At 73.8% G+C, this 14,902-nt stretch carries 15 protein-coding genes; 11 read left to right on the top strand and 4 right to left on the bottom strand.

Translation table 11 applies throughout. From position 1 onward, the window contains the following. Positions 1-201 precede the first annotated feature (201 nt). The gene (locus tag MicB006_RS18100) at positions 202-528 is read left to right on the top strand and encodes a hypothetical protein (RefSeq protein ID WP_225980407.1); all 327 of its coding nucleotides are present in this window, start codon (positions 202-204) and stop codon (positions 526-528) included. On the opposite strand, the gene MicB006_RS18095 is transcribed toward MicB006_RS18100, so the two are convergent. Continuing rightward, complete coding sequence (locus tag MicB006_RS18095) at positions 489-1,754, bottom strand: M48 family metallopeptidase (RefSeq protein WP_116511563.1); 1,266 nt, start codon at positions 1,752-1,754, stop codon at positions 489-491. The genes MicB006_RS18100 and MicB006_RS18095 overlap by 40 nt on opposite strands. Before the next feature lie 189 nt (positions 1,755-1,943). Between MicB006_RS18095 and MicB006_RS18090 the strand changes: the two genes are divergently transcribed. The 4 genes from MicB006_RS18090 (at position 1,944) to npdG (ending at position 5,235) form a co-directional block, all read left to right on the top strand. Continuing rightward, positions 1,944-2,147 carry a hypothetical protein gene (locus MicB006_RS18090; RefSeq protein WP_018787041.1) on the top strand — a complete coding sequence of 68 codons (204 nt, stop codon included), beginning with the start codon at positions 1,944-1,946 and terminating at the stop codon, positions 2,145-2,147. A gap of 78 nt (positions 2,148-2,225) precedes the next feature. Further along, positions 2,226-2,948, top strand: a complete 723-nt coding sequence (locus MicB006_RS18085; RefSeq protein ID WP_116507684.1) for a histone — start codon at positions 2,226-2,228, stop codon at positions 2,946-2,948. Positions 2,949-3,035: 87 nt separating this feature from the next. Beyond that, positions 3,036-4,472 carry an RNB domain-containing ribonuclease gene (locus MicB006_RS18080; RefSeq protein ID WP_116507682.1) on the top strand — a complete coding sequence of 479 codons (1,437 nt, stop codon included), beginning with the start codon at positions 3,036-3,038 and terminating at the stop codon, positions 4,470-4,472. Positions 4,473-4,536: 64 nt separating this feature from the next. Continuing rightward, on the top strand, positions 4,537-5,235 hold the full coding sequence (npdG, locus tag MicB006_RS18075; RefSeq protein WP_116507680.1) for an NADPH-dependent F420 reductase: 699 nt from the start codon (positions 4,537-4,539) through the stop codon (positions 5,233-5,235). Positions 5,236-5,386: 151 nt separating this feature from the next. On the opposite strand, the gene panB is transcribed toward npdG, so the two are convergent. Next, positions 5,387-6,232 carry a 3-methyl-2-oxobutanoate hydroxymethyltransferase gene (gene panB, locus MicB006_RS18070; protein ID WP_116507678.1) on the bottom strand — a complete coding sequence of 282 codons (846 nt, stop codon included), beginning with the start codon at positions 6,230-6,232 and terminating at the stop codon, positions 5,387-5,389. Positions 6,233-6,351: 119 nt separating this feature from the next. Further along, on the bottom strand, positions 6,352-8,112 hold the full coding sequence (locus MicB006_RS18065; RefSeq protein ID WP_116507676.1) for an NAD+ synthase: 1,761 nt from the start codon (positions 8,110-8,112) through the stop codon (positions 6,352-6,354). A gap of 207 nt (positions 8,113-8,319) precedes the next feature. Between MicB006_RS18065 and glnA the strand changes: the two genes are divergently transcribed. From glnA to MicB006_RS18040, 5 genes are all read left to right on the top strand, one after another. Further along, positions 8,320-9,669 (top strand): type I glutamate--ammonia ligase, encoded by a 1,350-nt coding sequence (gene glnA / locus MicB006_RS18060; RefSeq protein ID WP_073831925.1) that lies wholly within the window; start codon positions 8,320-8,322, stop codon positions 9,667-9,669. Positions 9,670-9,746: 77 nt separating this feature from the next. Continuing rightward, positions 9,747-10,172 (top strand): DUF350 domain-containing protein, encoded by a 426-nt coding sequence (locus MicB006_RS18055; RefSeq protein WP_116507674.1) that lies wholly within the window; start codon positions 9,747-9,749, stop codon positions 10,170-10,172. A gap of 32 nt (positions 10,173-10,204) precedes the next feature. After that, on the top strand, positions 10,205-10,897 hold the full coding sequence (locus MicB006_RS18050; protein ID WP_116507673.1) for a YafY family protein: 693 nt from the start codon (positions 10,205-10,207) through the stop codon (positions 10,895-10,897). Between the two features lie 96 nt (positions 10,898-10,993). After that, the gene (locus MicB006_RS18045; RefSeq protein ID WP_073831928.1) at positions 10,994-11,359 is read left to right on the top strand and encodes a VOC family protein; all 366 of its coding nucleotides are present in this window, start codon (positions 10,994-10,996) and stop codon (positions 11,357-11,359) included. A 288-nt stretch (positions 11,360-11,647) separates the two neighbouring features. Continuing rightward, positions 11,648-13,075: a M28 family peptidase gene (locus tag MicB006_RS18040; RefSeq protein WP_116507671.1), complete on the top strand. Its 1,428-nt coding sequence runs from the start codon at positions 11,648-11,650 to the stop codon at positions 13,073-13,075. A 171-nt stretch (positions 13,076-13,246) separates the two neighbouring features. On the opposite strand, the gene MicB006_RS18035 is transcribed toward MicB006_RS18040, so the two are convergent. Continuing rightward, entirely contained in the window at positions 13,247-13,747 is a 501-nt protein-coding gene (locus MicB006_RS18035) for a hypothetical protein (RefSeq protein WP_116507669.1), read from the bottom strand. 179 nt (positions 13,748-13,926) lie between these two features. Here MicB006_RS18035 and MicB006_RS18030 point away from each other — a divergent pair, with 179 nt between their 5' ends. Continuing rightward, positions 13,927-14,832: a virginiamycin B lyase gene (locus MicB006_RS18030; protein WP_116507667.1), complete on the top strand. Its 906-nt coding sequence runs from the start codon at positions 13,927-13,929 to the stop codon at positions 14,830-14,832. The last annotated feature ends 70 nt before the right edge of the window (positions 14,833-14,902 follow it).

The raw sequence follows: 14,902 nt of genomic DNA, 5'->3' as shown, positions 1-14,902 counted from the left end.
GGCCCTGCCGGACCGGCCACCGGTTCCGCCGAAGGGGACACACCGTCCCATTGTCGATCACCGTTCGTCCTGCTAAGTCGGGTGCACCCGCCCTATCTAGAGTGCCGATAGGGTGCGCCCGTGCGACTGACCGTCCCGGTGGCGAAGGTGCTCTCGGCGCTGCTCGCATGGTGACCCGCGGCTGGGGCGTACCGCGGGGTGTTGCTGCTCGCGCCGCCGGCCTGCCTCGCGGTCCTCGCGGTCGCGGTGATGGCCCTGGCCCACGGGCGGCTGGAGATGCGGTCCGCCGCGCAACTGCCGACCTGGTCCGGGCTCACCGCGTTGCTCGGCGTGGCGCTCGCGCTCGTCGCCGCCCGGGCCGCCCGCCGGACCGTACGCGTGGGGGCGCTGCCCACCGCGCTCGGCGTGGTGCTGCCGATCGCCGCGACGGTGACCGCAACGTCGGCGCTGCTCGCCGCCCGGCGCCCGTCCCGGCCCTCGCCTGAGGGTCAGGCGTTCCAGCTCAGCGCCCGGCCGGCCCGCTCGTAGTGCCGCGCCAGCTCGGCGTCGATCCGCGCGGCCCGGTCCTCGGTGAGCGTGACGGCCGGATCCTGCCAGGGCCGCGCGCCGAGCATCCGGTGCCGCAGGCCGGCCGGCGGGTGAGTGGCGAACAGCGAGGTGTCCTCCCGCACGGTGAGCTGGCGCTCCAGCGACAGCCGTTCGGTAGCGGCGTCCAGCGCGCGCCCCGTCTCCACCCGCCAGGTGTCCGGCCCGTGGCCGCCGCGTACCGCGTTGCGCACCGCGGTGGCCACCGTGTCGGTACGCAGCAGCGTGTCCAGCAGGCGGGTCGCGCCTGCGGTGCCGCCGGCGCGGGCGGCCATCTCGTCGGCCAGGTACTCGGCCCGCTGGCTCTCCCGCAGCGCGGTGGCGACCAGCACGACGTGCCCGGCGAACAGCAGCCGCGACAGTGTCCAGGACGCCAGGTGCCCGAGCCACTCGCCGACCATCACCAGCAGCCCGCCGCCGTTGGACCCGCCCCGGGGCCGGAACAGGTCGGCGGCGTTGCCGAGCATGGTCAGCGCCGGCTGGGTGACCGGCCCGCGCCGTACGTCGCCGTTGACGAAGTGGCCCAGCTCGTGCCCCAGCAGCGCCACCCGCGCCGGTCCGTCCAGGGCGCCCCACAACGGCAGCCCGAGGCCGAGCACGCGTCGCCGGCGCAGCCCGACCGCTGTCGCGTACGCGTTGATGTCGCCGTCGACGCCGATCACGTGCGGCATCGGCGCGCCCACCGCGGAGGCCACCTCGCGGACCAGGGCGTGCAGCTCCGGCGCCTCCTGCTCGGTGAGCACCTCCAGGTCCCTGTCGATCCGGCCGAAGCGCGGGCGCAGCGCCACCGCCAGCGCGATCAGCGCCACGCCGCCGACCACCGCGAGGTTCGGGAAGGGGTACGCGAACAGCAGCCACACGCCGGCCACTGCCAGCCCGGCCACACCGAGCAGGAGCAGCACCGAGATGCCGGTGACGAGGAGGCCGGTGAGCCCCGGCCCGGCCGACTGAAGCGACCGGCCGACCAGGGCGGCGTACTGCTGACGGGTGAGCCGCGCGGCGAGCCGGTGGATCCGCCGGTCGATCCACGACCAGCCGAACTCCGGCGCCTGGCGGCGCGCGTCGTAGGTGTCGAGGTTCCAGTCGCATCCGGCGCACCAGGGCAACGCCCCGTCCAGCGACACCGGCGTCGCGCCGCATCGCGGACAGGCCCCCGTGCCCGTCGTCATGGTGATCACGAGCGCCGATCCTGTCCGGTTCGCACCACTGCCGGTACCGGCCGTTCGGAGGAGAACTGGCCTGCCCGGGTCTTCCGCGGTTCCCCACCGCAACCGTCCCGACCAGGTCTAATGTGGAGAAGCATGACTATTTGGGCCGTTCCGGTGGCGGACGGGCGGTTACCAGTGCACAGTGATCGCATGAGCGACGACGGAAGTGGTGGGCACTACTACTGGTGCACGCGACACCACCGGGTCGAGACCGATGCCGACGTGTGTCCCGCACGGCACGTTCTCGGACCGTACGCCTCAGCCGCCGACGCGGACAACGCCCTGCAGACGGTGCGGGAGCGGAACGACGCGTGGGACGCCGAGGACGCCCGTTGGGCCGGGGAGGGCCGCTAGACGGCGCGGGAGGGCCCGCGTCGAGGTGATCCGTGCTTCCGCGAGGGCGGGAGCACGTCCCCAGGAAAGGGAACCGAGATGGCCGAAGCACAGCAGGCCACCCGCCCGGCCGCGAAACGGACGACCGCGAAGAGGACCACCGCGGGCAGGTCGACGACGGTCACCAAGGCGTCGCCGAACGCCTCGGGCGCCGGCGCCGGACGGACGCCGGCGAAGAAGGCGGTGGCGAAGAAGACGGCCGCCAAGAAGGTCGTGTCGGCGGTCCGCGGGGCGCCGGCCACGAAGGCCACCACCAGGACGACAGCCAAGAAGACCACAGCCAAGAAGGCGGGCACCCGGACGGCACCGGCCGGCCGGGCCGCCGCCAAGAGCGCGCCCGCCAAGAAGGCCACCGCGAAGAAGACGACGGCGAAGAAGACGACGACGGCAGCGAAGAAGACCACCGCCGCCCGCAAGAGCACGGCGGCGAAGTCGACGGCCACCGCGCGCAAGAGCACCACCGCGAAGAAGGCGCCGGCCCGCAAGACGACGACCGCGAAGAAGACGGCGGCGGCGACGAAGACGACCGGAGCGCGGAAGGTCACCGCGGCGGCGAAGAAGGCTCCGGCGAAGAAGGCCACCGCCTCGACCCGTCCCACGGCCCGCAAGACGGCGGCGAAGAAGGCGCCCGCGCGCAAGACCACCACCGCGCGCAAGACCACCACCGCGGCGAAGAAGACCACAGCGGCCAAGAAGGCGCCCGCCCGCAAGACCACCGCCGCCAAGAGCACCGCCCGGAAGGCGCCGGCCCGCCGCGCCTGACCCCCGCCGCCCTCCCGTGCGGCGCCGGGCGAACACGGCGCTCGCCCCGGAGGGCGGAACGAGCGGGGCGCTGTCAGGATTGACCACGTGGTGATCCGACGCGTACTGGCGCCCCGCATCGACTTCGGCGCGCTGCGCCGCGAGCTGGGACTGCCCGAGAGCTTCCCGGCCGCGGCGCAGCGCGAGGCCGACGTGGCCGCCGCCGCGCCGCCACCGGCCGTCGCCGACCGGACCGGCGTCCCGTTCGTCACCGTCGACCCGGCGACCTCGCGCGACCTCGACCAGGCCATGCACCTCGCTCGCCGTCCCGGTGGCGGCTACCGCATCCGGTACGCGATAGCGGACGTCCTGACCCACGTACGCCTCGGCGGTGACCTGGAGGCCGAGACGTGGCGCCGGGGACAGACGGTCTACCTGCCCGACGGCAACGTGCCGCTGCACCCGCACACGCTCAGCGAGGGAGCGGCCAGCCTGCTGCCCGACGCCGACCGGGCCGCGGTGCTGTGGACCGTCGACCTCGACGCCGACGGCGCCACCGTCGCGGTCACGCTGGAGCGGGCTCTCGTGCGCAGCCGGGCCAAGCTCGACTACGGCGGCGTGCAGCGCGACGCCGACGCCGGCCGGCTGCCCGAGCCGATCGCCCTGCTGCCCGAGATCGGGGCGCTGCTCACCGCCCGTGGCCTGAGCCGGGGCGCGATCAACCTGCCGCTGCCGGAGCAGGACGTCGAACCCGACGGCGACGGCTGGCGGCTGGTGCTGCGGGGGCCCGGCCCGATGGAGGAGCACAACGCCCAGATCTCGCTGCTGACCGGGATGGCCGCGGCCGACATCATGCTGGCCGGCGGCATCGGGCTGCTGCGGACCATGCCGCGCCCCCGCCCGGAGGCGGTGCAGCGGCTGCGGACGGCCGCCGGCCCGCTGGGTGTGCCCTGGCCGGACGGCACACCCGTGGGTCAGGTGCTCGACGGGCTGGACACCTCTCAGCCCCGGGTGGCCGCCTTCGTCGACCAGGCCGCCGAGCTGATGCGCGGCGCGGCGTACACCGCCTTCGACGGCGAGGTGCCCGAGCAGCCCGAGCACGGCGGGGTGGCCGCCGCGTACGCGCACGTCACGGCGCCGCTGCGGCGGCTGGCCGACCGGTACGCCACCGAGGTCTGCCTGGCGCTGCACGAGGGCCGGGAGGTGCCCGAGCAGGTCCGGGCCGCGCTGCCGAAGCTGCCCGAGGTGATGGCCACCACCGACCGGACCGCTGGCGCGGCCAGCCGGGGCGCCGTGGAACTGGCCGAGGCGGTGCTGCTCGCGCACCGGGTGGGGGAGACGTTCGAGGCGGCGGTGCTCGACGTGGACGAACCGCGCCCGGCGGGCAACGGCCGGCCCGGCCGCCCACCCGGCGGCACGATCGCGCTGGACGAGCCGCCGGTCCGCGCCCGTTGCACCGGAGAGCTGCCGCTCGGCGAGCGCGTCCGGGTACGCCTCACCGCCGCCGACCCGGCCCAGCGCCGGGTCGCCTTCGAACGGGCCTGACCAGCGGCCATTGTCACAGCATCGGGATGCACCGCACGCGGCCCCGCTTTGCGAGGATGAGCCCATGGCTTACGACGCGACCACGCTGCCCGACGTCTCCGGGCTGACCGTCGGCATCATCGGTGGCACCGGCGACCAGGGACGAGGTCTCGCCTACCGGTTCGCCCGCGCCGGGCAGACCGTGCTGATCGGCTCCCGCACCGCGGAGCGGGCCAATCAGGCCGCCGCCGAGATCGCCGCCCTGCCCGGCGTACCGGAGGGCGCCGTCGTCTCCGGCGGCGACAACGAGGACGTGGCCCGGCGCAGCGACGTGGTGATCGTGGCGGTGCCGTGGGACGGGCACGCGGCCACCGTCGCCGCGCTCGCCGCCCCGCTGGCCGGCAAGATCGTGGTGGACTGCGTCAACCCGCTCGGCTTCGACAAGCAGGGCCCGTACGCGCTCGACGTGCCCGAGGGCAGCGCGGTGCAGCAGGCAGCCGGGCTGCTGCCCGAGTCCCGGGTCTGCGCCGCGTTCAACCACGTCAGCGCGCCGCTGCTGGCCGACCCGCAGATCGACCGGATCGACCTCGACGTGCTGATCTGCACCGAGGACCGGGAGGTGGCCGGCGTGGTCGCCGCGCTGGCCGCGCGGATCCCCGGCATGCGGGGCATCTACGCCGGACGGCTGCGCAACGCCCACCAGATCGAGGCGTTCACCGCCAACCTGATCGCGATCAACAAGCGCTACAAGGCGCACGCCGGCATCCGCGTCACCGACCTCTGAACCCCCGCGCCGCGCGCCGTCGCGCCGCGCCCGCCGTCCGTCGCGCGAGCGCGCGGGCGGTGCGCTCGGCGCGACGCCGCGGCGGCGGCGCGTGTTAACAAGGGGCCCCTCCTCTACGCCAGGCGTTAAGAAGGGGCCCTTCCTTACACCCTCAGAAGGTGTGTTCGGCGGCGGGGAACTCGCCGCCGCGTACCTCGTCGGCGAACCGGCGGGTGGCGTCGGTCAGCGCGCCGGCCAGGTCGGCGTAGCGCTTCACGAAGCGGGGCGCCCGGCCGGTCCGCAACCCGGCCATGTCCTGCCAGACCAGCACCTGCCCGTCGGTGTCCGGGCCGGCCCCGATGCCGACTGTGGGGATGGTCAGCTCGGCGGTGACCCGCTTGGCCACCTCGCCCGGCACCATCTCCAGCACCACGGCGAACGCGCCCGCCTCGGCCACCGCCCGCGCGTCGGCGAGCACCTCCTCGGCCGCCTCGCCCCGGCCCTGCACCCGGTAGCCGCCGAGCGTGTGCTCGCTCTGCGGGGTGAAGCCGATGTGCGCCATCACCGGGATGCCGGCGCCGGTGATCGCCTCGATCTGGGCGGCGCAGCGCCGCCCGCCCTCCAGCTTCACCGCGTGGCAGCCGCCCTCCTTCATGAACCGCACCGCGGTGCGCAGCGCCTGCGCCGGCCCCTCCTCGTACGAGCCGAACGGCAGGTCGCCGACGACCAGCGACTGCTTCGTGGCGCGTACCACGGCACGCACCAGCGGCAGCAGCTCCTCGGCGGTCACCGGCAGCGTGGTCTCGTACCCGAAGACGTTGTTCGCCGCCGAGTCGCCGACCAGCAGCACCGGGATGCCCGCCTGGTCGAAGATCGAGGCGGTGTACTGGTCGTACGAGGTGAGCATCGCCCAGCGCTCGCCGCGCTCCTTGGCGGCGATCAGGTCGCGGGTGCGTACCCGCCGGGTGGCCGGCCCGCCGTAGAGGGCTGTCACCTCGGCCGGGGTGGACTCCACCATGACAATCTCCTTCCTCGAGGCCGCGCACGCGGTCCCCGGGTTCCCCGCGATCGTCGCACCGGGCGACGGCCCGCGGGCAGATCGGAGTGGAGGATGTCACTCCCCGGCCGGGGGAGCGGTCAGCCGTCCTCGCGCCACCGGTTGGTGATCGGCAGCCGCCGGTCCCGCCCGAACGCCTTCATGGAGATCTTGGTGCCGGGCGCGGACTGCCGCCGCTTGTACTCGGCGGTATCCACCATCCGCAGCACCTTGTCCACCACGGCCGGGTCGTGGCCGGACTCGACCAGGCCGTCGCGGCCCAGGTCACCGTCGACGTAGCCGATCAGGATCGGGTCGAGCACGTCGTAGTCGGGCAGCGTGTCACTGTCGAGCTGGCCGGGGCTCAGCTCGGCCGAGGGCGGCTTGCCGATCGAGTTCTCCGGGATCGGCGGCGTCTGCCCGCGCCGTGCCGCGTCGGCGTTGCGCCACTTCGCCAGCCGCCACACCAGCGTCTTCCAGACGTCCTTGACCGGGTTGTAGCCGCCCACCGAGTCGCCGTAGAGCGTCGAGTAGCCCACCGCCAGCTCGCTCTTGTTGCCGGTGGTGAGCACCAGGTGGCCCTCCTGGTTCGACAACGCCATCAGGATCACGCCGCGTACCCGGGCCTGGAGGTTCTCCACCGCCACCCCGGACAGCGACATGTTCGCCAGGAACGTGTCGACCATCGGCTGGATCGGCTCGACCCGGTAGTCCAGGCCGGTCCGCTTCGCCAGGTCCTCGGCATCGGTGCGGGAGTGCTCGGAGGAGTGCTGGCTGGGCATCGAGACGCCGACGACGCGCTCCGGGCCGACCGCGTCGACGGCGATCGCCGCCGCCACCGCCGAGTCGATGCCGCCGGACAGGCCGAGCACCACCGAGGGGAAGCGGTTCTTGTCGATGTAGTCGCGCAGGCCCAGCACCAGCGCGTGCCACACCTCGGCCTCGTCGGCGACCGGCTCGATGATGCCGCCGTCGGCCGCCGGCCCGGCGGGTGCGGGCGGGATCGCCGGGACCTCGTGGCGGACCACCCGCATCCCGCCGGCCGGCTCGCCGGTCTCGCCCGGCGCGTCCGCCGCCGCCGGCAGTTCCAGGTCGTGCACCACCAGGTGCTCGACGAACTGCGGCGCCCGGGTCAGCAGCGTGCCGTCCGCGGCGACGATCATCGAGTCGCCGTCGTAGACCAGCTCGTCCTGGCCGCCGACCATGTTCACGTACGCGATCGTGGCCCCGGCCTCGGCGGCGCGCCGGCGCACCAGCGGCAGCCGCACGTCGTCCTTGTTCAGCTCGTACGGCGAGCCGTTGATGCTCAGTACCAGCCCGACGCCGGCCTGCCGGGCCACCGCGAACGGCCCGCCGGCCTGCCACAGGTCCTCGCAGATGGTCAGCGCCACGTCCACCCCGCCGACGCGCACCACGGTGAGCGTGTCACCGGGCACGAAGTAGCGGTCCTCGTCGAACACGCCGTAGTTGGGCAGGTGGTGCTTGAAGTAGGTGGCGACGACCTCGCCCCGGTGCAGCAGCGCCGCCGCGTTGCGGGCGCCCCGGCCCGGCTCGGCGTCGGAGCTGACCTGCGGCGGGCCGTCGGCGTCCAGGTAGCCGACCAGGACCGGCAGGTCACCGTGGCCGTCGGCGGCGAGGTCGGCGGCGAGCCGGTGCAGCGCGGCCCGGGACGCGGCCACGAACGAGCGGCGGAAGACCAGGTCCTCGACCGGGTAGCCGGTCAGCATCAGCTCGGGGAACAGGACGAGCTGGGCGCCGGAGCCGGCCGCCTGGCGGGTCCACTCGCGGACCAGGCCGGCGTTGCCGGTGAGGTCGCCTACCGTCGGGTTGACCTGGCACAGGGCGAGACGCAGGGTGGGCATGTCCTCATCTTCCCCCAGCCGTCCCGGCCGAATCCGACCGGTTGGGGCAGACAGGCGCGCCGGCCCGCGCGTCCCAGCGCGGCGGACACGGCGGGACGGCCGGCCGGGGAGGGCGTAACGTCGGCGTAACGAGCCCGGTGGAGACTGGGCGGTCAGGCCGAGCCGGCCCCGGCGCCGGCGCGGACGTACGTGTAACGAGGGGTGGAAGTGGACCGTCAGCAGGAGTTCGTCCTCCGTACGCTGGAAGAGCGGGACATCCGTTTCGTCCGGCTGTGGTTCACCGATGTGCTCGGCACGCTCAAGAGCGTCTCGGTGGCCCCGGCGGAACTGGAGGCGGCCTTCGACGAGGGCATCGGTTTCGACGGCTCCGCGATCGAGGGCTTCGCCCGGGTCTTCGAGTCGGACATGGTCGCCATGCCGGACCCGACGACGTTCCAGGTCTTCCCGTTCGAGGGCGGCGTCAGCGGCGAGAGCGCCCGGATGTTCTGCGACATCTCGCTGCCCGACGGCAGCCCGTCCTGGGCCGACCCGAGGCACGTGCTGCGCCGCATGCTCTCCCGGGCCGCGGACAAGGGCTTCACGTTCTACACCCACCCGGAGATCGAGTTCTTCCTGCTGGAGAACGGCCCGCAGGACGGCTCGGTGCCGGTCCCGGTGGACACCGGCGGCTACTTCGAGCACACCACGCACGCCGTGGCGCGGGACTTCCGCCGCCAGGCGGTGCTGGCGCTGGAGCGGATCGGCATCTCGGTGGAGTACAGCCACCACGAGGTCGCCCCCGGCCAGCAGGAGATCGACCTGCGCTACGCCGACGCGCTCACCACCGCCGACAACATCATGACCTTCCGGCACGTGGTGAAGGAGGTCGCGCTCTCCACCGGCGTGCAGGCCAGCTTCATGCCGAAGCCGTTCACCGACCAGCCCGGCAACGGCATGCACACCCACCTGTCGCTGTTCGAGGGGGAGCGCAACGCGTTCCACGACGCCGGTGACCCGATGAAGCTGTCGAAGGTCGCCAAGTCGTTCATCGCCGGGCTGCTCACCCACGCGCGGGAGTACACCGCGGTGACGAACCAGTGGGTCAACTCGTACAAGCGGCTGTTCCCGCAGGCGCTGCCGGACCGGATCACCGAGAGCCCCGCGTACGTCTGCTGGGGTCACCTGAACCGGTCCGCGCTGGTGCGGGTGCCCGCGTACGGCAAGCCGAACTCGGCCCGGGTCGAGGTCCGCTCGCTGGACTCGGCGACCAACCCCTACCTGGCGTTCGCGGTGATGCTCGGCGCCGGTCTCAAGGGCATCGAGGAGGGGTACGAGCTGCCGCCGGGCGCCGAGGACGACGTCTGGTCGCTCAGCAGCGCGGAGCGCCGCGCCATGGGTTACGAGGCGCTGCCGGAGAACCTGGCCGAGGCGATCGACGTGATGGCCGGCTCCGAGCTGGTCGCCGAGGTGCTCGGCGAGCACGTCTTCGACTTCTTCCTGCGCAACAAGCGGGCCGAGTGGGAGCAGTACCGCCGCGAGGTCACCCCGTACGAGCGGCAGCGCTACCTGTCTCTCTAGATCACCTGGCGCGGTGCCGCTATCGTCTGCGGCACCGCGCCGGCACCTCGCCGGGCGGGTGAGCCGGGGAGGCGTTGGTGCTGGGAGACCTGCTCGACGGGGCGTGGCAGAGCATCGTGTTCGGGATCGTCGGGGTGGCGCTGATGGCCGCCGGGTTCCTGCTCGTGGATCTGCTCACCCCGGGCAAACTGCGGGAGCTGATCTGGGTACGCCGCAACGGCAACGCCGCGCTGCTGCTCGCCGCGAACCAGCTCGGCATCGCCGGCATCGTGTTCACCGCCGTGCTGACCAGCTACAGCTCGTTCGCCAAGGGGCTCGCCTCCACTGTGGTCTTCGGGCTGGTCGGTCTGCTGGTGATGGCGCTGGCCTTCGTGGTGCTGGACCTGCTCACCCCGGGCCGGCTGGGCGACGTCATCGCCGCCGAGGAGCCGCACCCGGCCGCCAGGGTCAGCGCCGCCACCCACTTCGGCGCCGCGCTGATCGTCTGCGCCTGCATCGCCTGAGCGGTGTCGTACCCCGGGGTTAGTTTCCGGGGGTGAACCGCACCGACCGCCTCTACGCCCTGGTCGAGGAGCTGCGGGCGGTGTCGCCGCGCCCGCGTAGCGCGAGCTGGCTGGCCCGCCGCTTCGAGGTCAGCACCCGCACCGTCGAGCGGGACATCTCCGCGTTGCAGGGCGCGGGCGTGCCGATCTGGGCCGAGCCGGGCCGCGCCGGCGGCTACGTGGTCGACCGGGCGCGTACGCTCCCGCCGGTCAACCTGACGGCGGCCGAGGCGGTGGCGATGGCCGTCGCGCTGCACCGGCTCGGCGGCTCCCCGTTCGCCGCGGCGGCCGGCGCCGCGCTGCGCAAGCTGGTCGCGGTGATGCCGCCGGCCGCGGTGGCCGAGGCGCACCGGCTCGCCGGCCGGGTGCACCTGGTCGGTGACGGGCCGGGCACGCCCGTCCCGGCCGTCGTCGCCGACGCGGTCGCCGCCGGGCGGGTGCTGCGCCTGCGGTACGCCGACCGCGGCGGCGCCGATTCGGTGCGCGACGTGGAGCCGCTGGCCTACCTGGGCAACTCGGTGCACTGGTACCTGGTCGCCTGGTGCCGGCTGCGCGACGGGGTGCGTTGCTTCCGCACCGACCGGATCCGTACGGTGCGCCCGCTGGCCGAGCCGGTGACCCGGGAATGGCGTCCGGGCGACCTCGACGTGCCGGTCGACCGGGTGCGCCCGCTCACCCTGGTCTGATTCGGGGGAAACACCGACAGGACGCTGTCGTGTCCCGGCACCACGCTGAATCCTGACGACGCCGGCCGACCGCCGGCGCGAACCTCAGGAGGAAGCATGTCCAGCACGCCCGTGACCTGGTTCGAGATCAGCTCCGACCGCCCGGACGAGGCGCAGCGGTTCTACGCCGACCTGTTCGGCTGGAGTTTCGAGGAGCAGGGCGGCCCGGCCGGGTCGTACCGGCAGACGGCAGCCGGCGGTGAGCGGGGGATCGGCGGCGCGATCCGGGGCACCGACACCGGCAACTACACGATCTTCTACGCCGAGGTGGCGGACGTCGCGGAGACCTGCCGCCGGGCCGAGGCGACCGGCGGCGTCGTGGTGACGGCACCGGTGACCACGCCGGCCGGTCTGGTGCGGGCCCTGTTGCGCGACCCGTCGGGAAATCTGCTCGGCGTCTTCACCCCGCCGGCCGGCGGCTGACCCCGATCCGGGGCGGCCGGTGACACCGTGGCGGTCCGTCCGAACGCGACGGTGTCGGTGGGGCGGGGCCACGTCGGTCCGGGCGGTCGCGACGGCGGCCGCCCGGACCGTCCACCCGTGCCGGCCGGCCGGCGTGAAGCAGCGGCGGGCAAGAGACCGGTCGATGTCGGGTCCGGCGATCACCGGAGAGGATCTTGGATGTGCCCCCTACCTCGGGTTATGTTCAAGATCCTCCGAGTCGGACGGCCGGTAACCGGTCCGCCCGGCTCGCACAGTCAGGAGAAGCGTATGACCAACGACGGCCACCCCTCTTCCCCCGCCACGGACATCACCGGATCCACTGTGAACCGACGCCGCATGCTGACCATCGCTCTCGGTGGCGCCGCCACCGTGGCCCTGCCCACGCCGGCCTGGGCGGCCGACGACAAGCGGCCGGGCTCCCGTCGGGCGCCCGCGCTCACGTCGGACGATCGCAAGATCATCGCTCAGGTCTCGGCCGAGCGGGCGCTGGCGCACCTGCGCGTGCTCAGCGAGGAGATCGGACCGCGTATCGGCGGGACCGCCTCGGAGCGGCGTGCCGCCGACTACATCGCCAAGCAGCTCGACCGCCTCGGCTACCAGGTCCGGCTGGAGCCGTTCGCGGTGGCGGACAAGTTCCTCGCTCAGCTCGCCTCGCCGGCCGGGCTGCCCACCGACCTGAACTGGCAGGCCGGCGCCTCCCCGCAGGCCGCGCTGGACACCACCGTCCAGGGCGACGTGGTGGACGTGGGCGCGGGTGCTCCCGAGAACTACCCGGCGAGCGTTACCGGCCAGATCGTGCTCGTCGACTACGTGGCGGCCCGGCGCGAGCAGCTGGTCGCCACCGCGCTGGAGCGCGGCGCGGCCGCCGTGGTGTTCCTCGCCGCCGACGGCGTGCCGCCCCGGCGCAGCAGTACGTTCTCACCGACCCTGCCGGGCTCGGCCGGCACCCCGGTGCCGATCCCGGTGGTCGGCGTCGCCCAGGCGCAGAAGGAGCGGCTGCGTGCCCTGCTCGCCAGCGGGCGACTCACGCTCACCGTCTCCACTGCCGCGCACCGCAACCTGACGTCCCACAACGTCATCGCGGAGCGGGTCGGGCGGTCCGGCGCGAACGGGCCGGTCGTCATGGTCAGCGCCCACTACGACACGGTCATCGGCGCCCCCGGCGCCAACGACGACGGTTCCGGCACGGTGCTCTGTCTCGAACTGGCCCGGGTGATGAAGGCGATCCCGGTCGACGCCACCCTGCGGTTCGCGCTGTGGGGCTCGGAGGAGCAGGGCCTGCTCGGCTCGCGTCACCACGTGCGCCAGCTCCCGCAGGCCGAGCGGGACCGCATCCTGGCGGTGTACCAGAACGACATGGTCGCCACGAGCTGGGACCCGGCCACCCTCTACTGGCTGCTGTCCTTCACCGGCCAGTCCAACCGGGCCACCGACGAGGTGGCCGCCGCCGGTGTACGCCTCGGCTACGACCCGCGGATGTCGCCGGTGACGCAGCGCGGCTCCAGCGACCACCAGTCCTTCCAGGAGGTCGGCATCGCCAGCGCCAACTTCTCCTGGCGGGGTGAGACGAGCCCGGCGCTGCTGGAGCCGCCGTACCACACCCCGGAGGACACCATCGCCAAGAACATCAGCCTCGAGCGACTCCAGGTTTCCCTCGAACTGATCGGCTGCGCCGCGTACGCGACCGCTCGCTGACCCACTGCCGTACCCGTGCCGCCGGCCGCGGTGTCACGGGTACGGCGCGACAGGCGCCGCACCGGGGATCCCCGGTGCGGCGCCTCTGTCCCGCCCGCCTGGTGTCGCGGTGGCCTCGCCGGCGCCGGTCACGAGGAGATCTGGCCGGCGGGAAACGGCGTGGCCGTGCGGTCACTTGCCGTCCGGGCCGCCCTTGCCGTGCCCGCCGCGCTCGCCGTGCGGGCCGCCCTTGCCGTCGTGGCCGGGGCCGCCCGGGAACACGCCCGCCTCGGCGGCCTTGAGCACCGCGTCGGCCTGCTCCTGGGTCAGCTTGCCGTCGGTGACGGCCTGGTCCAGCCGCTCCTTCAGCGCGGCCTGCCGGTCCTCGGTCGAGGGCCGCTCCGGCCGCTCCGGGCGGTCGCCCTGCCGCTGCTCGTGCAGCTTCTCCAGCGCCGCGGTGACCTTGTCGGCCGGGACGCCCAGCTCCTTGGCGAGCGCCTCGGCGAACTCGGCCTGCCGGTCGGCGTGCTTCTGGCGGCGCTCGTCACCCTGGTCGGTGCTGCTGGCGCTCGAAGACGGGTTCGGGTTCTTGTCGTCGGCGAGCGCCACCGTCGGGGCGGCGATCCCGACGCCGAGCACTCCGGCAGCGGCCAGGCCGGCCAGCAGGTGCTTCTTCGACATCGTGCGGATCATGCGATTCTCCTGTCGGTGGTGGTGCGATGACGTCACCGACAGTGATCCCCGGAACTGAGGGCAACCCGTGGCGAACCTGTCAGCGGGCTGGCAATCCCGCCCGGATGGTCCGGATTATTCGTGTTGCTGGGTGAGGGAGCGCCGGGAAGGCTGGGCCAAACCCGACGAAAGGCCACTCGATGACACAGCCTGCCATCCGTGAGATCCCGCTCACCGGGCCGGGCTCCGGCCCGTACTCGATCACTGTCGGGTCCGACGGCGCGCTCTGGCTGGCGCTGGCCGGCTCCGGCGGCGTCGCCCGGCTCGGTCTCGACGGTGAGGTACGGGCCTACCGCGACGACCCGCCGGGCAGCCGCCCGCTGATCATCGTCGGCGGCCCCGACGGCGCGCTCTGGTACACCCGCTCGGGCGACGACCGGCTCGGCCGGATCACCGTCGACGGCGAGACCGGCTCGGTGGCGCTGCCGCCCGGCTGCGGCCCGTGCGGGCTGGCGGTGGGCCCGGACGGCGCGCTCTGGTACGCCGGCATGAACGACGACACGGTCGGCCGGGTGAGCGTCGACGGGGAAGTCACGTCCTTCCCGCTGCCGGTCGAGAAGGGCTTCCCGTCGATGCTCGCGGCCGGGCCGGACGACGCGCTCTGGCTCACGCTCAACCAGGCGAACGCGATCGCCCGGATCGACCTGGACGGGTCGGTGACGCTGCATCCGCTGCCCACCGAGGCGGCCGGGCCGGTCGGCATCACCCGGGGCGGCGACGGCGCGCTCTGGTTCGTCGAGATCGCCGCCGGGCAGGTCGGGCGGATCACGCCGGACGGGCGGATCGACGAGTTCCCGCTGCCGGACCGCGCAGCGCGCCCGCACGCGATCGTCGCGGACCCGGCCGGTGGCTGCTGGCTCACCGAGTGGAGCGCCAACCGCATCGCCCACATCGACCCCGGCGGCCACCACACCGCCCACGCCCTGCCCACCCCCGCGTCCGAACCCCACGGACTCACAGTCACCCCCGACGGCGCAGTCTGGGCGGCCCTGGAGTCCGGCGCCGTCGCCCACCTCACCCCGCCCGCGCCGCCCGCGCCGCGTTGATCATGAGGTTGGCGGCAGTTGTGGATCTCTGAACTGCCGCTAACTTCATGATCGCCGGGGCCGGGGCCGG

Origin of the sequence: Micromonospora sp. B006, assembly GCF_003408515.1 — a bacterium.
In the GTDB taxonomy this organism is placed as follows: Bacteria; Actinomycetota; Actinomycetes; order Mycobacteriales; family Micromonosporaceae; genus Micromonospora; species Micromonospora echinospora_A.
Note: the sequence above shows the minus strand (reverse complement) of the source record. Positions and strands in the feature narration are given on the sequence as shown.

Coding starts and splice junctions, on each gene's coding strand:
- npdG (WP_116507680.1), top strand. CDS start 4,537: ATGGCTTACGACGCGACCACGCTGCCCGACGTCTCCGGGCTGACCGTC.
- MicB006_RS18040 (WP_116507671.1), top strand. CDS start 11,648: ATGACCAACGACGGCCACCCCTCTTCCCCCGCCACGGACATCACCGGA.
- MicB006_RS18030 (WP_116507667.1), top strand. CDS start 13,927: ATGACACAGCCTGCCATCCGTGAGATCCCGCTCACCGGGCCGGGCTCC.
- MicB006_RS18065 (WP_116507676.1), bottom strand. CDS start 8,112: ATGCCCACCCTGCGTCTCGCCCTGTGCCAGGTCAACCCGACGGTAGGC.
- MicB006_RS18090 (WP_018787041.1), top strand. CDS start 1,944: ATGAGCGACGACGGAAGTGGTGGGCACTACTACTGGTGCACGCGACAC.
- MicB006_RS18095 (WP_116511563.1), bottom strand. CDS start 1,754: ATGACGACGGGCACGGGGGCCTGTCCGCGATGCGGCGCGACGCCGGTG.
- panB (WP_116507678.1), bottom strand. CDS start 6,232: ATGGTGGAGTCCACCCCGGCCGAGGTGACAGCCCTCTACGGCGGGCCG.
- MicB006_RS18045 (WP_073831928.1), top strand. CDS start 10,994: ATGTCCAGCACGCCCGTGACCTGGTTCGAGATCAGCTCCGACCGCCCG.
- MicB006_RS18035 (WP_116507669.1), bottom strand. CDS start 13,747: ATGATCCGCACGATGTCGAAGAAGCACCTGCTGGCCGGCCTGGCCGCT.
- MicB006_RS18085 (WP_116507684.1), top strand. CDS start 2,226: ATGGCCGAAGCACAGCAGGCCACCCGCCCGGCCGCGAAACGGACGACC.